This window comes from Klebsiella pasteurii, assembly GCF_018139045.1.
GTDB classification, from domain to species: domain Bacteria; phylum Pseudomonadota; class Gammaproteobacteria; order Enterobacterales; family Enterobacteriaceae; genus Klebsiella; species Klebsiella grimontii.
In genome coordinates this window covers 656364-675044 of sequence record NZ_CP073236.1, presented here as the reverse complement: position 1 = coordinate 675044, position 18681 = coordinate 656364, and the positions used below count along the sequence as shown (strand labels likewise).

Genomic DNA, 18681 nt, shown 5'->3' with positions numbered 1-18681 from the left:
TACCATGTGGCGGATATCGGGGCTGCGATGCAAAATAAGCGCCGTGCTCAATACCCATAGCATCCTCAAGCCGTGCAGCATATGAATCGAAAATACGCTTTACTCAACCCCTTGCTTGCCTGATGCCAAACGTCAGGTGATTTACGAGGTATACTCGAAGTTCATAAGCGGTATGAATTTGAATCCGTTGGTCAAATAGCCGACGCAACCATCGCTTATATTATCTTCAGAGGCAATAAGGTGGTGGTAAATGTTATTTAATATTAATAAGATAGAGCCTTGCTCTATAATCAAAAAGAAATTATGCGCCTGAAATTGTCTTCTCTCCTGGCAGCGGCATCTATGCTGTGCGGGCAAGCTTTCGCCGCGCCCGCGCTGCCTGCGCACGCCGACATTCGCGATAGCGGCTTTGTGTATTGCGTCAGCGGTCAGGTCAACACCTTTAACCCACAAAAGGTCAGCAGCGGCCTGATAGTCGATACCCTGGCCGCCCAGCTCTACGACCGCCTGCTTGATGTCGATCCTTATACCTATCGTCTGGTCCCCGAACTGGCTGAAAGCTGGGAGGTGCTGGACAACGGCGCAACCTACCGCTTCCATCTGCGCAGCAACGTGCCTTTCCAGACCACTGCCTGGTTCAAACCGACCCGCAATTTTAATGCCGATGACGTGATTTTCACCTTTGGTCGTATTTTTAATCGCGACCACCCGTGGCACAACGTCAACGGCAGCAGCTTCCCCTATTTCGATAGCCTACAGTTTGCTGACAGCGTGGAAAGCGTGCGTAAACTGGATAGTCATACCGTCGAGTTTCGCCTCAAACGCCCGGACGCCTCATTCCTCTGGCACCTGGCCACCCACTACGCTTCGGTAATGTCGGCAGAATATGCCGCGAAGCTGGCGCAGAGCGATCGTCAGGAAATGATCGATCGGCAACCGGTTGGCACCGGTCCGTTCCAGTTGGAGGAGTATCGCAGCGGTCAGTACATTCGCCTGCAGCGCCATCCGGCCTACTGGCGCGGTAAACCGCTGATGCCGCAAGTGGTGGTCGATCTCGGCTCCGGCGGCACCGGTCGCTTGTCGAAACTGCTGACCGGCGAGTGCGACGTACTGGCCTGGCCCGCCGCAAGCCAGCTCTCTATTCTGCGCGACGACCCGCGCCTGCGCCTGACCCTGCGTCCGGGGATGAATATCGCCTGGCTGGCGTTTAATACCGCTAAGCCGCCGCTCGATAATCCGGAGGTACGCCACGCGCTGGCGTTGGCCATCAACAACCAGCGCCTGATGCAGTCGATCTACTACGGCACGGCGGAAACCGCGGCGTCCATGCTGCCTCGCGCTTCATGGGCCTACGATAACGAGGCCAGGATCACCGAATATAACCCTACTGAAGCCCGCGCCCGGCTGAAAGCCCTGGGGCTGGAAAAGCTAACGCTTAAGCTGTGGGTACCCACCAGCTCGCAGGCCTGGAACCCCAGCCCGCTGAAAACCGCCGAGCTTATTCAGGCAGATATGGCGCAGATTGGCGTGAAGGTGATTATTGTCCCGGTCGAAGGCCGGTTCCAGGAGGCCAGATTAATGGATATGAGTCATGACCTGACGCTGTCCGGCTGGGCAACGGACAGTAACGATCCGGACAGTTTTTTCCGTCCGCTTTTGAGCTGCGCGGCGATTGCCTCGCAAACCAACTATGCTCACTGGTGTCATCGCGAATTCGACGAGGTGCTGCAAAAAGCGCTCACTTCGCAGCAGCTGGCATCGCGCATCGAGGCCTATAAAGAGGCGCAGCGCATTCTTGCCGATGAACTACCGGTGCTGCCGCTGGCCTCCTCCCTGCGTTTACAGGCCTACCGTTACGATATGAAAGGCCTGGTGCTGAGCCCGTTTGGCAACGCCTCTTTTGCGGGCGTCTCGCGGGAAAAAGAAGACAAGGTGAAAAAACCATGATTATTTTTACCCTGCGTCGCCTGCTGCTGCTGCTGATTACCCTCTTCCTGCTGACCTTTGTCGGTTTTAGCCTGAGCTACTTTACGCCCCATGCGCCGCTGCAGGGTGCCTCGCTGTGGAACGCCTGGCTCTTCTGGTTTGAGGGGGTGCTGCACTGGGATTTCGGCGTTTCCAGCATCAACGGGCAGCTGATTTCCGAGCAGCTTAAAGAGGTCTTTCCCGCCACCATGGAGCTCTGTATCCTCGCCTTCGGCTTTGCGCTGGTGATCGGGATCCCCGTCGGTATGCTGGCGGGGATCATGCGGAATAAGTGGCCAGATACCCTGATCAGCGCCCTGGCGCTGCTGGGCTTTTCGATTCCCGTCTTCTGGCTGGCGCTGCTGTTGACCCTGTTCTTCTCCCTCACCCTGGGCTGGTTTCCGGTTTCCGGGCGTTTCGACCTGCTCTATGAAGTTAAATCGGTCACCGGCTTTGCGCTGATCGACGCGTGGCTCTCTGATTCGCCGTGGCGTCACGAAATGATCGTCAGCGCGGCGCGCCACATGGTGCTGCCGGTACTGACCCTGGCGGTGGCGCCGACGACAGAAGTGATCCGTCTGATGCGCATCAGCACCAGCGAAGTGTACGACACCAACTATGTCAAAGCCGCCGCCACCCGCGGCGTATCGCGGCGGACAATTTTACACCGCCACGTCCTGCACAACGCCCTGCCGCCGGTGATCCCGCGCCTGGGGCTGCAGTTCTCCACCATGCTAACGCTGGCGATGATTACCGAAATGGTCTTTAGCTGGCCGGGGCTCGGCCGCTGGCTTATAAACGCCATTCGCCAACAGGACTACGCCGCGATCTCGGCGGGCGTGATGGTCATCGGCGCGCTGGTGATTATTGTGAACGTGATATCCGATATTTTGGGTGCGATGGCAAACCCACTGAAACATAAGGAATGGTATGCCCTACGATAGCACCTACAAAACAAAAATATTTATCAATTAAAAACAATGAGTTAAACTAAAAAATTGTGTGACCATCCTGATTTTAATACACAATTTTGTACACATTGTTTTTGACGACAGCTCCGACAGTCATCAGTTAGATGGCTGTCGGAGTTCCCTTCCTACGTTTCCTCCACACCTTCTATACTTTCAGTCCGAAGACTGGAGGTAACCATGTGCGGACGATTTGCCCAATCACAGACACGCGAAGAATATCTGGCTTACCTTGCTGAAGAGGCCGAGCTGGATATCGCCTTTGACCCCGAACCGATCGGACGCTACAACGTGGCGCCAGGGACTAAAGTTTTGCTTCTAAGCGAACGTGATGAACAACTGCATCTCGACCCGGTTCACTGGGGTTATGCGCCAGGGTGGTGGGATAAACCACCGCTGATTAATGCTCGGGTTGAGACTGCGGCGACAAGCAGGATGTTCAAACCCCTCTGGCAAAACGGCCGGGCTATCTGTTTCGCTGACGGCTGGTTTGAGTGGAGGCGTGAAAGTGACAAGAAACGGCCCTATTTCATTCATCGAAAAGACGGGCAACCCATCTTTATGGCGGCGATCGGCAGCGTACCTTTCGAACGCGGGGATGAAGCTGAGGGATTTTTGATTGTAACCGCAGCCGCCGACCAAGGGCTGATCGATATTCATGACCGACGGCCACTCGTTCTGGTTCCTGAAGCTGCGCGCGAATGGATAAGGCAGGATATAGGGGGAAAGGAAGCCAGCGAGATTTCCGCCGACGGGTCAGTGTCAGCTGACCATTTTATCTGGCACCCGGTATCTCGCGCTGTGGGTAACGTTAAAAACCAGGGGCCAGAGCTGATAGAAAAACTTAGCTAAACAAAGATGCTATATTGTCCCTATAAATGCTTTGCATACAGGTATCACATGCTAGCCATCCCCTTTCCCTGGTACACCCTGTCTATTTTGCTTATTTTACTGTTGAAGATTTGCCGGCAACGCCCCGCGAGTTATCGCAACAGCGCTACCTTTATTGCGTGCTGTTCGCTGCTGGTTCTGATGTCAGCCCTGCGCTGGCAGTTCGATCTTATTCAACTTCGCCAGCTGCAATCTGTCATCGCGATCACCCTGCCACCGCTGGCCTGGCACTGCTTTGCATGCTTTACAGGACAGCGCTTACAGCAAAAAATTGCCGCTTTTGTGGGACCGCCGACACTTGCCCTGGTGCTGAACCTGACTGCTCCGGCAACCACGGATGCAGTGCTGATGCTGCTCTATGTCGGCTACGGTTGCGCCCTGATTCGATCGGCGATGCTGGGGAGCGATGCGTTCATTTTCAGGCGACTTAGCGACAACGATTCAACCTCATCACTCGCTTTTATCGCAGGGGGCTTTCTCTGTTTTTCCGGACTGACCGATCTGGCCATCGCACTCAACTTCTATTTTTGTCAGGGCCAGCAGGCACCACTGCTGGTCGTAATCTCGCAGGCTATCCTGCTGCCATTTGTCTGTTTTGCCATTGTTGGTAAAAGCCGTCCGTCACTCCCGATCGGGGAGCCGGCATTGCCACCCGAAGAGTGTAAAGAGAACAATAGTGAAGCGTTCCTCTCGACTTATCAGCGGGTCAACACGCTGATAAGCGAGCAGAAACTGTATCTGAATCCCGACCTGACACTGAATACGCTTGCGAGAAAAACCGGGGTCCCCGCGCGCCAGATTTCAAAAGCGGTGAACCTGACCCGCGGCTGCAATGTTTCACAATGGATCAACGGCTTGCGCATCGACTATGCGCAGCAGCTTCTTCGGAACACAGACCTGCCGATAACGGAAGTGATGCTGGAGGCGGGTTTTGCCACCAAATCAAACTTTCATCGAGAGTTTCTTCGTATCAGTGGTATGACCCCGACGGATTACCGCCGGACGGCGGATGGCGGATGAAAGTCGAGGGCATGATTGAGGAAGGCGCTGATATCCCGGGCGAGTTGACGGTGAATCGCAGCCCGACTCCGGGTGCCCCCATCCTGGCAGACAATCTCTTCGCCCGGCTCTTTTTCAGCGATTAGTGCCATCGCACCTGGTTTGCACTGCTGCATAAAACTAAAGTGCGTGGCCCCTTCGACATGCACTACCTGCCTTACCCCGGCAGGGATATATTCAGCCAGGTAGCCAGACTCCAGCCTGGCGGGTAACTCTTCGCTGTCCGCCTGAGCCGTCATTATCAGTACCGGCACTGCAATCTGAGAAAGTGATTCTGGTGTGAATCCGCGGGCCAGGCCCAGATCGAGTGAGACAACGGCCTTGATTGCCGGATCGCCTTTGTCTGCTGCCAGTCGCCTGTCAGCGTCATCAATTCCCAGCGTCTGAATTAACTTGCAGGCTGACAACCTGGCATGTGCCCGGCAATCATTCTGAAAGCGTGTAGCGTCAAAGCGTGCCCCTGCTAGTTCAAGTACCGTCCAGCCGCCGAGAGAGTGTCCGGCTGCGGCTATTCTCTGCGCATCAACTTTTCCGGCAAGAGAGGGGGTCGTGATAATTTTCACCATCATCCGCTGGAGATCCTGCGGCCGGCGCCAGAGTTCCTTCGCATCCTGCGGCCGCTTGTTAAATGTTGTCGTGCCGGGATGATCGACCGCTGCCACAATATAGCCCTGAGCCGCCATTTCTGTTGCAAGCCAGTTCAGGTTGCGCCAGTTGCCGCCATAGCCGTGAGAAAGCAGAAGCAGCGGATGCTCGCCCGCTTCCGGTGCCGCATCGCGCAGAGCAGATGTGCCGTAAAAGGCAATATTATCACCCACTTTTTCCGGCGAGCTGGTACCAGCTGTGGGGTACCAGACCGCGATATCGAGAGGACGGGAGTTAGTCTCGTGGATATTTAGCTGGCGAAAACCCGTGTTGGCATACGATGCGATGCTAAAGAGAAGAAAAAAAAAGCAAGAAAGGGGCCGTAACATAACGTTCTCCGGTAAGTAAATAGAGATGCATTGTGGTCACGGACACCCGGTTCATGCGTCCTGAAACGCGATCGAGGACCTTTATAGTTGAGTTTCTGAGAGGATACACTGTTAGTTCTTTACAAAGAACACAAAGAGCGTGTGGCAAGGCATTGCATCTCTCGACTGTTAATGCCGGTGCGGCGAAACATGTCCTTTTGTTTGAAGTACGGATCCACCATTTTGACGAAGGGTTTCACCTCAGCAGAACCAGCAATAACACATGTCAAAATTAATGGATTGAATCACCTGACTTCGAGTAAGTCACTGTATCTTGTGGTGTACCGAGGCGAAAGCATTTCTCGCTTCATCTGCCAGGCGGTCTGGATACCCTGACCGGCAAAGTACAGGGCACCTTTCCCATTTTTGGCATTGAGGTGATCCAGCACTTCCATCAACTTTTCGCTGTTTTTCCGTGGTGCATTGTCGTCGAACAGGTTCAACTGGGCTACACCCTGGCTATAGAAGTCGCCGAGCATCACGCCGGCTTTTTGATACCGGAAGCAATCTTTCCAGACTGCATCCAGACAGCGGGTCGCCGCTGCGATGATGTCACGGCTATCCTGTGTCGGGGTCAACAGCTTTACCGATGCACTGTTCCCATAATACGGTTCGTTCAGTGCAAACGGGCTCGTTTTGACGAATGCAGAGATAAACCGGCAATATTGATGCTCACCACGGAGCTTCTCCGCTGCGCGAGATGCATAGCTGCATATCGCCTGCCGCATCTCATGGTATTCAGTTATTCGCCCGCCGAACGACCGGCTACAGACTATTTCCTGTTTTACTGGCGCGAATTCCTCAAGACCGAGACAAGGCTCACCGCGCAGCTCCCGCACCGTTCGCTCCAGCACCACATTAAAATGCTTCCGGATAAAACGGATATCCGTATCGGCTAACTTAAGCACCGTGTCTATCCCCATAGACTCAAGTTTTTTACTGATGCGGCGCCCAACCCCCCATACTTCATCAACCGGCAATAGAGCCATTAACTTTCTCTGCCGTTCCAGGTTCGACAAATCAACCACGCCTCCGGTCTGCCGCTGCCACTGTTTCGCTGCGTGATTTGCCAGCTTAGCCAGGGTTTTAGTCTGTGCTATGCCGACGCCGACCGTGAGGTGCGTCCGGCGCAGAACCGTCTCGCGAATTTCCCGGCCAAAGTCGGTAAGGTCGCGACAGTTACGAACTCCTGTCAGATCGCAAAATGCCTCATCGATACTGTAAATTTCGCATCGTGGAGAGAGCTCTTCAAGCGTAGTCATGACCCGGTTCGACATATCCGCATAGAGCTCATAGTTGCTACTAAACGCGATAATGCCGTGCCGGCGGAACATTTCCTTTTGTTTAAAGTACGGCTCCCCCATTTTGACGAACGGCTTTGCCTCTGCGCTACGTGCAATCACACAGCCATCGTTATTGGAAAGGACGACCACTGCACGCCCTTTCAAGTCAGGGCGAAATACGGTCTCGCACGATGCGTAAAATGAATTCACATCACACAGGGCGAACATCTCAGCCAGCCGCTTTGATGATAAATGTCACAACACCGAATACATCCAGCGTGTCCTCGCTTCCCACGACGATTGGTGAATATGCGGGATTCATTGGGTTAAGCTGAACGCGTGGATGTAGTTGCAACTTCTTAACGGTGAATTCCCCGTCCACAGCGGCAATCACGATATCACCATGAACTGCGGTTCTTGAACTGTCCACGACCAGAAGATCCCCCTCCCCGATCCCGGCGTCCTTCATGCTATCGCCGGCAGCTTTGACAAAATACGTCGCGCTGGGGTGGTTAACTAGCAGCTCGTTAAGGTCGATACGCTGCTCAACATAATCCTGGGCGGGACTTGGAAAACCACACTGAACAAGGTCGCTGTACAATGGGATCAGGATAATCTTACGTAACTCAACGGGCGTGTAAAACCGCATGATAGACTCGCTCATATAAATACTGTTTATATATACAGTAGGTTTAACCAAACCACATATCAATATAGGTTCCGGCTATCAATTCGCGACATTGACGTAACGCATTGATGTAATGAGTAAGGTAAGTCTTAAAGTGCTTTCAGTGCTGAACTGTTTGATGATTTTGCGAACAATGCGAGGATAAAATTTTTCAGCTATGGCACTGCCTCCATAGCAAATTGCTCACCTGCAGGCTCTTGCATACGGTTACCAGGTAGGGCTCTGAAGTGCCTGGTAGCAAAACTTCATTTTTTTGTAAAGCTCAGCAACTATTTTTATGTCGTGGTGTCTAATGTGTAATCAATAAAACACAGGCTCTTAAATGACTACTTTACTCGTTGCCGCAACACTCTTTACTGTCTCAGGACTCATGATGTTTGGGCTTTTACAACTGTGGGAAGGCATATCAAATAATCACGAAAAGTTTTGATAGCCATTAGGCTTAAAGCTCATCCCGTTACTGGCAAATATTTATAGATAGTCTTCACCCCTACACCGATCACATCGGCTATCTGCTGGCGTGTAGCTCCGTTCTCCAGCATCCGGCGGCCTCGTTCCACAACTTCTTCGGTCATAACCCGGCGGCGGCCACCGATCCGCCCCTGCTCTCTTGCCGCCGCCAGCCCTGCGCGTGTCCTCTCCACTATCAATTCTCGCTCCATCTCCGCCAGAGCGCTCATTACGTGGAAGAAAAAGCGGCCGGCGGCTGTGCTGGTATCGATCGAATCAGTCAGACTCCGGAAATTTACCCCGCGCGCCTGCAGCTCCGATACCAGGGTGATCAGGTCACGCACGCTTCGCCCCAGCCGATCCAGTTTCCAGACCACCAGCACATCACCCGGTCGCAGCCGCCGCAGCGCACGCTTTAACCCTGGTCGTCTGGCATTCTTTCCGCTGGCCGTATCTTCGAAAACCTGTTCACATTCTGCGCGTAACAGCGCGTTTTTCTGTAAATCGAGGTTTTGATCCCCGGTTGATACCCTCGCATAACCAATCAGCATGATGTAACCCTTTGAAATAGCTGATTGTAAAAAGCTCCAGTCTTTCGCTCAAACCCTCGTTTGTGCGAACGCCTTTTTTGGAGCAAAAAACATGGCCTTTGATCCGCCACTTGGGAGCACTTCGCCCGCAGTGCTGCTCGATAACGCCACTCGCCTGGACGAACTCGTTAACGGGCCAGCGGACACCGTTCCCGACCGTGCCGGGCAACCGCTGGACTCCTGGCGCCTGATGCTGCAAACCTTCGCTGCTATTGTCGAAAATACCCGCCAGAACCTGATCCCACTTGGCAAGCAATACCAGAGTGTTGAAGAGGCTCAGGCTGATATTGCCAGTATTCCAGAAGGCGCCACCACCTATGTACGCAGTCCGGATGATTCCGCTCTGGCGATCGAATACCGAAATGTCGCCGGGACACTGACGGCAACCGGGCGCAGAATGCCCTCTCAGGGCTCTGTCGATGCAATTATCCAGTTTATCGATAAGTTTATTGCCACCGGCACCGTCAGCGGTGACTTCTTCCCCTTCTTTGTCGATGGGGCCGGAAACGTGCCTGTGTACTGGGATAATGGTTTTGCGGCTTCCCGTATTGGGTACGCACCACCACTTAGCGAAAGCTCAAATCGATTATTCTCAGCCGACCATGATAAAACTCGCATTGGCCGAGTTATTTCCTGAATGGGCATAATCCCAAATTCTGTAACTATAGGAGTACTTCCCCGCAAGCATCCAAACCCGGCCACGTAAGCCTTAAACTTGTGCTGCATCGCAAGGAATTTGGCCTGAGGGATGTTAAGCGTCGGTGCTATCGCCATCCTCTTCCCTCACTCGTGCGTCGACTACGTTGATATTGATTGCAACTGGCGTTGGTTCGTCATCCTCCGGGTCAGCAGCCAGCTCTTTGCGTAATTTTTCGACCTCCAGCTGCCGGCGCTCAATTTCAATCTGCTGCAGACGCTGGGCGAATTCACTATCAGCCAGGCCGAGACGCTTCATCACCGCCTCGTACATTCGTTCTCGGCTGATGGCGGTTATCTCTACGCCATTTTTACCGAGCTTCACGCCGGAATAGGCAAGCGCAGCATCAGATGGCAACTTCGTGGTATCGGCAAAGAAGGGTTGCCCGATACCGTCACCATTACACCGGGGGCAATGAGGGTTGGGCTCGCGCTTGTGGTTGTAGCCGTAGCCGCCATCATCCAAAGGCTCACGACGTTTACGCTCAAGCGCTTCGAGTCGCTTTTCTTCGTACTCCACGGCATCTCGCCATTGGTACTGGTGACCAAAGCCCCAGCAGTAACGGCAGCTCCCGCGACGATACTGTGATAGCTGGTTTGCATCGAAGGTGGCCAGGCGCCACATCTGCTCAAGCACCTCATCAGCGCTGCCAAGCGTGCGCACAATGGATGCTTTCTGCTGCTGCGCAATGGCCTGCGCAACGTTAGGATTCGTCAGGAGCTGACGGCCATAGTTCGGGTCGCTGTAGCCTGCTCGCTCAGCGGCGGCCGTAGCGTTCTGGTCCTTGAGGTATTCGGCAATGAAGCGCTTTACCTTTGGACTCAGTTTGCTGTCCACCAGCTCTTCTGCGCACATTTCCTTTTGCGCAGTGCGCAATTTCTTCTGCGCAGTTTTTTGCGCAGTTTTTTGCGCAGTTTGCGCAGTGGGTTTCTTTATGTATCGGCGTGCTGTAGCGTAATTCAGTCCCTGCGCTTCACACCAATCCTTCGGTGATACGCCGGTTGCGGCATGTTCGGACAGGAACCGTTGCTGAAGCTCGCCCCAGTCCGGTTTTGCCATAGATTACTCCGTATTCTTTCGCACTGGTTCCGCCTTCAATATCTGGCTGATGCCATATTTAGTGATGAGTGCGGCTGTCTTTTCGTAATCAGGTTCGCGCTGGAACATCAGGCAGAATAAAGTCAGTGTCTTGAGGTAGAACGGCAGCCACCAGCGGCTTTTTACCTCTACTGAAATTGTGTATACCGGCATAGGCTCCCCTCTATTCGATATCCAATAAAAAAACCACCAGCAAATGCCAGTGGCTTAGGGGTGAAGTGATGGTCGGTGCTGCCACGGCGTACGCTAAAACGTCCGGCGGGGATTCACTGAAGTGAATCTAGTTTCCGACTTGCCCGTTTTTCACGGGACGCTTCTAGGGCGCGCAGGTCAGCATCCTGCATTCATCACAATTCGACATTATCACAGGCACTCAGTGAATGCCTGTGATAATGCCTTAGCTCGCTTGCTCTGCGATGGTATCAAACAGAGCCAACGCTTCCGTCGACTCCTGGACCGCTTTAATGGTCCGCGCCACCGCTTCTGATTCAGTTGTTACGCGACTGTATTGCTGGATAAATAGCTGATACTTGAGCGGTCTGTCCTGAACAAACTCTACAGCGACTTTTGCGGCGGCAGTGTCATAGTTCAGGATTGAAAGCAGGTTCAGGCGAATCTGCTGGGCGTCGGTAATTTCTGCCATACAAAACCTCTTTAAATAACATTTTCAATAAATGAGGTTAAACCAAGAATTTTCTGAATAATTACCGCTTACGCTTGTCGGGATTCTGCTGGTTTCTATACTCAAACCGACTTTGCTTCTCACGGAGCGAGGTCACTACCCGAAAGGCTCACGGATGAGCCAATCCTCTTAATCAGCTATAGATGTTACCTTGCAAAATTTGCTTACAGACCTGAGTAATGTCGGTATTATCAAGCTCATTAGCTGTTAGTTCAGCGCCCCGTCGCATTCTTGGATTTCCCTCTTCGGGGTTTTTTATCAGGTTCAAACCGATATTTCGGTTTAGCATTATCGAAGTTCTTCATTGAAGAGCTTCTGTAATACCTACTGCAGGGTCGTGTGTTCGTGACGGGGAATCGTCTTGCCGTTGGCGTTTATCGCATACGCCACTTCACCCTACTCCTGGTAACAGAAAAGGCCGCCGCGGCGACCTTTTTAACGTTTATATCAGCTTGATTTTTACTTCGTATCCATCAAGCCCATTCATTGTCTCAACTGGAATAAACTCGATTTCAGAAACCTCTTTACCAGTTTTTTTCCTGATTTCAGCGATCTTTTTCTTAATGAGCGCAGAAATCTCATCTTCGACTTTACGTTCAAATTCTTCATTTTTCATTCAAACACTCCTTAAGTGATCCCAACCTATTATAAATAATAGGTTATCTTCCCCGAGGATGCTTAGGGATCATCATGCCAGCCAGATATGTTACCTCCCTGCACATGCACAGAGAAGACCTGCGCCGGGCTTGGCAGGTCAATAAATGAGCAATCCATTAATTACGGGAGTATACTAAGTACCCACACATCCACCAGGTAATATTTATGACTATCTTTGATGATCTTAAGATGTACATGGATAAACAGGTGAAGGTGACTTGCCCCCACTGCTCTCACATCATGGAGCAAAGTTCCAGCAAAATACGTAAAAACATCACGTGTATTTGCCCTAAATGTGGATACTTTTTCCTTCCGGAGGAAGGGTGAAAGACATTAAAAAATTTCCTTCTTTGCTTTTTAAGCCATATCGCTTAGGACTTTCAGCTGCAAATGAAGAATCCTATCAAATGACAGATATCGAGCTTAAGGACTATCTGTTCACACTTACATGCATCATTATTTCAGGAATGGTGCTCAGCAGTAATTATCTTCCTGTAAGTCAAACGAACCAGTTCAGATTGCTCTATCAGCTCCTGGACGAAGAATATAGAAAAAAGATATAAATCATTTTTCTCAACTTAAAAAAGTAAGGTCAACTATGTCATACAATGTGTTTTCTGGCGGCAGAACGAAAGAGTCTGTTGCTTATGATCTGGCTTTAGCGCTAGCAGCTAAAGAACCTTCATCCTCAACACCTGGGGCACTAATAGAACGTATTGCAGATCTGCTGCCTGAATGTCGCTCAGTCGCAGAAAGCAAGTTCAATGCCGAGGTGCTAAGCCCCTTCACTTTAACAATTAGTTGCTAATGCTATTAGTTGTAAATGTTTGTTCAGCCTGTATTTTCAGGTTATACAGCTATTATCACTATTCGGTAATTGCAGTGTAATAGGCCTGCCAACGGTATTTATCTAACCTGAGCCGGCGAAGACATTGGGCGGTTTCTATATCTGCCTGCTCTTGCCCTGCTGATGCTGTTGCCATCCTTCATTACGGTGCATCTCGCAGTAGCCTGAGCGGTCGGTGGTTGTACCTGCGCATCCACGCTTACGGCAGGCACGGGGAATTAGTGCAGGCATGATTAAGTCCTTATGAGATTTGCATTATCACAGGCACTCATTAAATAGCTGCTGTAATGCCTTAGCCGAACTGTTCAGCAGTGGTATCAAAGAGCGGCAGCGCTTCAGTTGCTTCCTGCACTGCTTTCATCGTCTTTGCTACTACCTCAGTCTCTGATGTGACACGGCTGTATTGCTGGATGAATAACTGGTATTTAAGCGGACTGTCCTGAACAAATTCTACGGCGATTTTTGCTGCTGCTGTGTCGTAGTTCAGGGTTGAAAGCAGGTTGAGACGAATCTGCTGAGCGTCGGTGATTTCTACCATGTCTTACCTCTGTGCGATGTGGGGAGCATTATCGAAGCAACTATCCAAAGTGTCTTCTGTAATACCATGAAAAAAGCCACCCGGAGGTGGCCTTTGTGATGGCTATGAAAAAGGCCGCAAAAGATATGCGGCCTTTTGTCATGCACAGTTATCGATTAAATAAACTCTCAGGAGCCATCCGGGAGAGCATCACTTAAACGAGTAACTGACCCCCGACAGACTGGTGTTGGGACGGAGGTGCAATGAGAGTAGTGTGTTTCATTTTTTTTCATACCAGCAACCACACAATAATGGCAGTTCTTCTTGTTAATCGATAACTGCTATTCAATTAGTCTGGCCAGACGGATGATTATCCTGCCAGGGGTCATCACACTCACACGATGAAAATCTTTAAAATAAAACATTAGCCGGTTCACTCGCCTTCGAACAGGTGCAATGGCCTTGCACTGACGAAATTAGATTTAATCGTTCGTTGCCATCTTCCGTACAAACAAAATAGTCACAAAAAAATAAAGGTTAAAAAGTGAGCTATTTACTGTCCTGTGGTGTATGGTTAGCAATCACTCACGAGGATAAAACCATGTCTATGCTCAAAGACAAGATACGTACACTCAGGCCTGTAAAAAGCACCTGTCCTCACTGCTCTCGCCAGTCCACATATAGCCTGTCAAGGATTAAAAACGATATAACATTGATCTGCCCATACTGCGGAAATATTTTCCTCCCCTCAGAAAGTAAACCTATCAAGTAACTGATCGACTACTTTTCTGAAGCTTAAGTACACTCTTAGGCTTCAGAAATCGAAACGGCTCAGCAATCAGCATCAGGACGCGCTACAGCTCGGCAAGCCCACATACAGGCTTCCTGCATTTTGGTGCGGGCGATTGCCAGGCAGCGCAAAGCTTCATCAATCTCCCGAGCCTGCTCAGCACTTAACATTGCCGGGCCATTACGGACAGCCAACAATTCACCTCGCTCGGTATCAAGCAAACTACAGAAGTGGCGGCTGACGCTTTTGAGGCGGTTCATGCGCTCAATGTCGCCCGCGGTTAATGTGCGGTAGCCCTTTACTGTGGTGCCGTTCTGCGGTTTTGCTTCACTCATTTCGTAGCCTTTTCGGTTGATTGCGGGCAATTGGCCTGCACTGCTTTGTTGTGCGCCAGAATGTCGCGTTTGGTCTGCTTGTCCAGCACGTCGATATCGTGGTCAGTCAGGTAGATGATCCGCACCCAGTTGCAGGCGGTATCAACCACCACCGGGGCGGGTAAAGTTTTCGCGCAGCTCGCGATCAACATCGTCATCAGGCATACGTTTAACGCTCTCTTCAACATCGCTGGCCCCTTTCGTGGCTTCTGCTTTACGTTCTGCCGCGGCGATGCTGGCGGCCGCCTTCTCTTCGGTGCGCTGCCGGCTGGCTTTCGCTTCTGCTTTACTGGTGCCTCGAGCATGACCAATGCCGAACGCGCCAGCGATAGCGCCCAGAATGACAACCACCAGCCCCGCGATAGCTTCTATTCCCATGATCATCCCACCAGTACCGATTTTGCTTTCAGGAAGCGGGCGCGTCGGTCATCAATACCGTTTTGACCTCCGTTGATAATCTGGGTAACGCGCACTAAATCTCCGTGGTATTTCAAACATCCGTTTGAGGTATAAAACCAGGCTGCGCTGCGGGCCGCATTAATATCTTTCTCCAACAACTCAGGGTTGCTGACTAAATCCAGTTTCAGTGCATTACCGCACTTCATATAATTTTCGAGGAAGGTGATCCCGATAATTCCACGCCCGCGGTATTTCCAGCCATCGCACGCATCCTTATTGCCAAAACGATTGTTGTAGACGAGATTAGCGATCGCTCGTTGACGTTCGAGCGGTAAAACCTTTTCGTAAGTTTTACGCCCCAGGGTGTTCGCCTGGTCCTGCGTGATGCGCTTTGCCTTCACAAAACCAGCCAGGCCGGCAACGCTATAGTTAAAACTTTCGACCATCTGGGTAAATGACGTGCTTTCGTGTCCACACTGCGCTATGAACATCGCCCGATCGAGTGGACTAGTGATGCTGAATTCGTTCATTGCTGTATCAATGTGCGGAAACCAGCGCGCAGCTAACCCGGCGCTAATACCAGCCGCCTTCTGGAATTGTGATTTATTCATCAGTGCCTCAGTGCATCAACCAGTCGCGCCACATTCCCCCTGAACCAGAGAACCGCGCCGCAGATAAGAATGTTCGCCAGCACCACCAGCCAGTGGGATGACTCGTACAGGCCAAACAGGAAACGGAAAGGGATACTGGCATAAACCAGCACCATGAGATAAGCCAGAACGGATATGCCTGGACGGTGTCTCGCACTACCTCGTTGGTAGAACATCAATGCCAGCACAATGACGGCGCAAATGACTGCATTAGCCAGCGCTGAAGGATCATTTACCACTTGAACCTCCTCCCCGGAACCGGGTCAGCATATTGAACAAGCTATTTAGATCCTGGCTGTTGAGAAACGTCAGAACTTTGATGATAAGCGCTGATATTAATACGGCTCCCAACGCATCAAGCGGACGGTCGCTGTAGCCAGTCCAGCTTGAAAGCTTGGAACCCACCAGACCGGCGCCCAGAACACCAACAATGAATGACGTCATAAAGTATGCCACCAGCTTACCGCGCGATATGTTAGCTGCCGTGGCCACGTAAAAAACCGCCCCGGCGAATGCACCAAATACCACGCCGTAATCTATTCCGGTAGCCAGACCGAACATGCTGGCCCCCATCAGGCCGCCGGCCGCAACTGAAGTACCAGAGACAGGATCGGACATTTAGCCCCCTCTATTGCTGTGAGTCCTCTCATGAACGAGGGGAATAAAAAAAAGCCCGCTTTGAGAGCGGGCTGAAAAAGTTGGCTTTCGAGGAGTAACGATAAAGAAAGGTTCCTGATAGTCCGAGCTACCGATTTACCAGAAAAGCATTTCCTTTTATGTCGTTACTGTAATTAACCATAGTCTGCCAAAGAGAATGAGTAAACCCAACAAGATGTTCGGTTTACTTACTTGCGATTAGATGTGGTGCCGGGTGCCTCCCGGTGAGCATGCCCCAACAGACATCACTCGCGTGGTATTCACAGGGCTTTCGCTCTATTAGTTGGACGCCCCTCCGCATAGGGGGATTCACCACAACAATACATTAGCCAGGCAACATTCACATAGTCAATACCCTGCAACAATGGGTACACACGCTTGATGAAACTTTTCAGCCATTCAGAACACGATTAATTAATGCATATGAAATCATTACGGCATTAATGATAAATACTCATACAAAACAATAAATTTAAAAGGAATTATCCGTTAGGATTTTTCCTACGCTAATCGCAAACTACATTTTATAAAAACAAGAATGTCCATACTCTTTCCAGAGGTTAACTCACATGACAGCCATACTGATGATAGCGATAGCTGTAGTTCTTCTTTTAGTTGCTGTGGGATTTCTGATTTCTTACATCAAAGAAAGGCGTAGATATAAAAACACTTTCAAAAAAAGGTATTAATAATTATCCACTTTTTCAGAAGCAGGGGTAGTGATACCTGGGGATTGCCCCTGTTTTCTTACTGCAACCTTTCGACACAAAGTCCTGCCTTACAGTATCAATGCTCTCACCAGTTGTGTTCCGCTTACTGATAAGAAGTGCTTTACCTGCTTAGCAGGATCAGAAATCTGTTCAGGACTCTCGCGTATGAGCTTCAACGTGTAGTGCGGCACGGATTCACTCAAGAATCCTGACCGGATTTCAGATATTAAAAAGCCCCAGCAGTGCTAAGGCTTGATGATTAAAATGAAGCACGCGCTACTATAGGACTTTCCTCACCATAGCAGCCAGCCTAGTTAACGCGTGGAACCAGCGATGAGCAGAATGGAAAACAAAAACAGAAAGACTTAGGTATTTGCACGAATCATCTCTAAATCCTTTGTTATCATTTTTGATTAATCACCCTTTTGGCTGTGGTATAGACCTTTGTAAGGTATAAGTCCTTTGTGCGCTCATCATGAACTTGTAGCATGTGACCTATAGTCTGCTGAGTTATAGGTTGCTCAGATTGCTTAAGCATCACTACGGCTCGTCCTATCACTCTACAGACATCAACATATAAAGCCTGGTGTTCATCTTCCGATACCATATCATTAACTCCCTGAGTACCTGGCCTTAATCACAACTTTCCAGACAAGGGAATGTGTTCCCTTCAGAATCTTAATACATAAATCCCGCAAATAATTCAAGATAGATGGTTTGTAATGTTTCCAGCACCATGGCGGCAGACTAGCTCAGCTGTCACGGCGCAATATTCTCCAAAAATAACAAAGCCCAACGCATTAACCTCGGGCTCAAAATTCATGTTACTGCCAGTGCATATAAAATTGGCACAATATCAAATTCACACGAAATATATGCCTTTCAGTTCGGTTTTGCAAGACTTATAGCTAAATTTGTCGCCTTTTGTTGTGAACGTGTTCGCGTTAATGATATGAGCGCTTCACAGTCGAGCTTCACAAAGCTGCAACGCATCGCCAGCCAATGAGGAAGATAGGTTTCTGACCATGTGGACTTTGCAACGCCCCCCAATTCTGCGAGTTTTTGGTATTTATATATGTCACACCCTGCCAGCTCAGCTTTAACATCCTGCGCCGCCAGCCAGATAAGCTGACGCAGTCGCTCTACCGTTTTCTTAGCAATGCGCACTCCGGCCAGTTGCTGACTAAATTGCTCCCATGCCCACCGGATGATTGTCTCCTGATATTCCCAACTGGTGTTTTCACTGTAATTCCAAAGAAGCCAGGCTTTTTGATGCTCATCCAGTGACAGTAGCGCACGGCGCCATGATGCGGTTGCGTACTCCACCGGCTGCACCAAAGGGATATGTGAGCCTTTGGCGTGTGATTGCTTTCCAGGGATCGGAGGGTTGTTCAGCGTCATCCACTTTTCCGTTTCCTCATCCCATACGCGCTGTTTTTTGCGTGGGAATGTGTTCGTGTCGAACTGAGCATTCTCCAGCCAGGCCATGAGCTGACCTTTTGTCGCTCCGCTCAGATCGGCAGTGGCCACTATCAGTTGCTGGCGAATGTAAGATAAGTTTTTCATTAATTTCCCCCTGCTTTCTGATTGCGGATTTGGTTTCTGAGGATGCGATATGCCACCGGGAACGACCCGCGATAGCGGACGATGTTCAACCGTAACCAGCGCTGGCGAATACATTCAGTTGTCTTCATGT

The 18681-nt window shown here is 50.7% G+C and carries 26 protein-coding genes and 2 pseudogenes; 10 read left to right on the top strand and 18 right to left on the bottom strand.

What is annotated here, in order from left to right; genetic code table 11:
- Window positions 1–303: 303 nt before the first annotated feature.
- From sapA to KCG39_RS03160, 4 genes are all read left to right on the top strand, one after another.
- On the top strand, window positions 304–1947 hold the full coding sequence (sapA, locus tag KCG39_RS03175; RefSeq protein ID WP_004121213.1) for an ABC transporter substrate-binding protein SapA: 1644 nt from the start codon (window positions 304–306) through the stop codon (window positions 1945–1947).
- Complete coding sequence (gene sapB / locus KCG39_RS03170; RefSeq protein WP_004121215.1) at window positions 1944–2909, top strand: putrescine export ABC transporter permease SapB; 966 nt, start codon at window positions 1944–1946, stop codon at window positions 2907–2909. The genes sapA and sapB overlap by 4 nt, the downstream gene beginning before the upstream one ends.
- A gap of 204 nt (window positions 2910–3113) precedes the next feature.
- Window positions 3114–3785 (top strand): SOS response-associated peptidase, encoded by a 672-nt coding sequence (locus KCG39_RS03165; protein WP_142467967.1) that lies wholly within the window; start codon window positions 3114–3116, stop codon window positions 3783–3785.
- Between the two features lie 48 nt (window positions 3786–3833).
- Window positions 3834–4844 carry a helix-turn-helix domain-containing protein gene (locus KCG39_RS03160; protein ID WP_142467966.1) on the top strand — a complete coding sequence of 337 codons (1011 nt, stop codon included), beginning with the start codon at window positions 3834–3836 and terminating at the stop codon, window positions 4842–4844.
- Here the strand turns inward: KCG39_RS03160 and KCG39_RS03155 are convergent.
- From KCG39_RS03155 to KCG39_RS03145, 3 genes are all read right to left on the bottom strand, one after another.
- Window positions 4817–5857 carry an alpha/beta hydrolase family protein gene (locus KCG39_RS03155; protein ID WP_142467965.1) on the bottom strand — a complete coding sequence of 347 codons (1041 nt, stop codon included), beginning with the start codon at window positions 5855–5857 and terminating at the stop codon, window positions 4817–4819. The two genes, KCG39_RS03160 and KCG39_RS03155, sit on opposite strands and share 28 nt — an antisense overlap.
- 284 nt (window positions 5858–6141) lie before the next feature.
- Window positions 6142–7407 carry a Y-family DNA polymerase gene (locus KCG39_RS03150; RefSeq protein WP_142467964.1) on the bottom strand — a complete coding sequence of 422 codons (1266 nt, stop codon included), beginning with the start codon at window positions 7405–7407 and terminating at the stop codon, window positions 6142–6144.
- Between the two features lies 1 nt (window position 7408).
- Window positions 7409–7828 (bottom strand): translesion error-prone DNA polymerase V autoproteolytic subunit, encoded by a 420-nt coding sequence (locus tag KCG39_RS03145; protein ID WP_024360685.1) that lies wholly within the window; start codon window positions 7826–7828, stop codon window positions 7409–7411.
- A gap of 361 nt (window positions 7829–8189) precedes the next feature.
- Here KCG39_RS03145 and KCG39_RS28040 point away from each other — a divergent pair, with 361 nt between their 5' ends.
- Entirely contained in the window at window positions 8190–8297 is a 108-nt protein-coding gene (locus tag KCG39_RS28040) for a YnaM/YnfT family protein (protein WP_350066352.1), read from the top strand.
- A gap of 19 nt (window positions 8298–8316) precedes the next feature.
- On the opposite strand, the gene KCG39_RS03140 is transcribed toward KCG39_RS28040, so the two are convergent.
- Entirely contained in the window at window positions 8317–8868 is a 552-nt protein-coding gene (locus KCG39_RS03140) for a recombinase family protein (RefSeq protein WP_024360686.1), read from the bottom strand.
- A 91-nt stretch (window positions 8869–8959) separates the two neighbouring features.
- Between KCG39_RS03140 and KCG39_RS03135 the strand changes: the two are divergent.
- Window positions 8960–9326, top strand: a pseudogene (locus KCG39_RS03135) (SGNH/GDSL hydrolase family protein); the annotation flags it as partial.
- Between the two features lie 332 nt (window positions 9327–9658).
- On the opposite strand, the gene KCG39_RS03130 reads toward KCG39_RS03135, so the two are convergent.
- From KCG39_RS03130 to KCG39_RS03115, 4 genes are all read right to left on the bottom strand, one after another.
- Entirely contained in the window at window positions 9659–10663 is a 1005-nt protein-coding gene (locus KCG39_RS03130) for a terminase small subunit (protein WP_211811546.1), read from the bottom strand.
- A 3-nt stretch (window positions 10664–10666) separates the two neighbouring features.
- Window positions 10667–10855, bottom strand: coding sequence for a hypothetical protein (locus KCG39_RS03125; protein WP_004139391.1), 189 nt, complete (start codon window positions 10853–10855; stop codon window positions 10667–10669).
- Between the two features lie 244 nt (window positions 10856–11099).
- Window positions 11100–11345, bottom strand: a complete 246-nt coding sequence (locus KCG39_RS03120) for a DUF2560 family protein (RefSeq protein WP_004139393.1) — start codon at window positions 11343–11345, stop codon at window positions 11100–11102.
- A gap of 481 nt (window positions 11346–11826) precedes the next feature.
- Window positions 11827–12000 (bottom strand): GnsA/GnsB family addiction module toxin, encoded by a 174-nt coding sequence (locus KCG39_RS03115; RefSeq protein ID WP_004139395.1) that lies wholly within the window; start codon window positions 11998–12000, stop codon window positions 11827–11829.
- Between the two features lie 206 nt (window positions 12001–12206).
- Here KCG39_RS03115 and KCG39_RS27715 point away from each other — a divergent pair, with 206 nt between their 5' ends.
- Both KCG39_RS27715 and KCG39_RS03110 read left to right on the top strand, forming a co-directional pair.
- Window positions 12207–12368 (top strand): YnfU family zinc-binding protein, encoded by a 162-nt coding sequence (locus KCG39_RS27715; protein WP_004139397.1) that lies wholly within the window; start codon window positions 12207–12209, stop codon window positions 12366–12368.
- Window positions 12365–12604 carry a hypothetical protein gene (locus tag KCG39_RS03110; protein WP_004849295.1) on the top strand — a complete coding sequence of 80 codons (240 nt, stop codon included), beginning with the start codon at window positions 12365–12367 and terminating at the stop codon, window positions 12602–12604. Before KCG39_RS27715 ends, KCG39_RS03110 begins: the two co-directional genes overlap by 4 nt.
- Before the next feature lie 389 nt (window positions 12605–12993).
- Here KCG39_RS03110 and KCG39_RS27710 read toward each other — a convergent pair.
- Together KCG39_RS27710 and KCG39_RS03105 are read right to left on the bottom strand one after the other, a co-directional pair.
- Window positions 12994–13119 (bottom strand): annotated as a pseudogene (locus KCG39_RS27710) (HNH endonuclease); the annotation flags it as partial.
- Window positions 13120–13180: 61 nt separating this feature from the next.
- Entirely contained in the window at window positions 13181–13426 is a 246-nt protein-coding gene (locus KCG39_RS03105) for a DUF2560 family protein (RefSeq protein WP_004849293.1), read from the bottom strand.
- A gap of 580 nt (window positions 13427–14006) precedes the next feature.
- On the opposite strand from KCG39_RS03105, the gene KCG39_RS28035 reads away from it, so the two are divergent.
- Window positions 14007–14177, top strand: coding sequence for a YnfU family zinc-binding protein (locus KCG39_RS28035; RefSeq protein ID WP_218569387.1), 171 nt, complete (start codon window positions 14007–14009; stop codon window positions 14175–14177).
- 59 nt (window positions 14178–14236) lie between these two features.
- On the opposite strand, the gene KCG39_RS03100 is transcribed toward KCG39_RS28035, so the two are convergent.
- The 6 genes from KCG39_RS03100 to KCG39_RS03075 are packed head-to-tail and all read right to left on the bottom strand — an operon-like array spanning window position 14237 to window position 16236.
- Window positions 14237–14530, bottom strand: coding sequence for an Acb2/Tad1 domain-containing protein (locus tag KCG39_RS03100; protein ID WP_024359394.1), 294 nt, complete (start codon window positions 14528–14530; stop codon window positions 14237–14239).
- Window positions 14527–14721 carry a hypothetical protein gene (locus KCG39_RS03095; RefSeq protein WP_029669831.1) on the bottom strand — a complete coding sequence of 65 codons (195 nt, stop codon included), beginning with the start codon at window positions 14719–14721 and terminating at the stop codon, window positions 14527–14529. Before KCG39_RS03095 ends, KCG39_RS03100 begins: the two co-directional genes overlap by 4 nt.
- Window positions 14672–14947: a hypothetical protein gene (locus KCG39_RS03090; RefSeq protein WP_049112440.1), complete on the bottom strand. Its 276-nt coding sequence runs from the start codon at window positions 14945–14947 to the stop codon at window positions 14672–14674. Before KCG39_RS03090 ends, KCG39_RS03095 begins: the two co-directional genes overlap by 50 nt.
- Window positions 14948–14949: 2 nt before the next feature.
- Complete coding sequence (locus KCG39_RS03085) at window positions 14950–15579, bottom strand: glycoside hydrolase family 19 protein (protein ID WP_211811545.1); 630 nt, start codon at window positions 15577–15579, stop codon at window positions 14950–14952.
- The gene (locus KCG39_RS03080) at window positions 15579–15857 is read right to left on the bottom strand and encodes a phage holin family protein (protein WP_014228560.1); all 279 of its coding nucleotides are present in this window, start codon (window positions 15855–15857) and stop codon (window positions 15579–15581) included. The genes KCG39_RS03085 and KCG39_RS03080 overlap by 1 nt, the downstream gene beginning before the upstream one ends.
- A complete protein-coding gene (locus KCG39_RS03075; RefSeq protein WP_004139418.1) occupies window positions 15847–16236 on the bottom strand; it encodes a phage holin family protein in 390 nt (129 codons plus the stop codon). The genes KCG39_RS03080 and KCG39_RS03075 overlap by 11 nt, the downstream gene beginning before the upstream one ends.
- A 608-nt stretch (window positions 16237–16844) precedes the next feature.
- On the opposite strand from KCG39_RS03075, the gene KCG39_RS28030 reads away from it, so the two are divergent.
- Complete coding sequence (locus tag KCG39_RS28030) at window positions 16845–16964, top strand: small membrane protein (RefSeq protein WP_142467661.1); 120 nt, start codon at window positions 16845–16847, stop codon at window positions 16962–16964.
- Between the two features lie 903 nt (window positions 16965–17867).
- Here KCG39_RS28030 and KCG39_RS03060 read toward each other — a convergent pair.
- Together KCG39_RS03060 and KCG39_RS03055 are read right to left on the bottom strand one after the other, a co-directional pair.
- The gene (locus tag KCG39_RS03060; protein WP_142467662.1) at window positions 17868–18551 is read right to left on the bottom strand and encodes a bacteriophage antitermination protein Q; all 684 of its coding nucleotides are present in this window, start codon (window positions 18549–18551) and stop codon (window positions 17868–17870) included.
- A complete protein-coding gene (locus KCG39_RS03055; protein WP_228299427.1) occupies window positions 18551–18679 on the bottom strand; it encodes a YlcG family protein in 129 nt (42 codons plus the stop codon). Before KCG39_RS03055 ends, KCG39_RS03060 begins: the two co-directional genes overlap by 1 nt.
- Window positions 18680–18681: the final 2 nt, after the last annotated feature.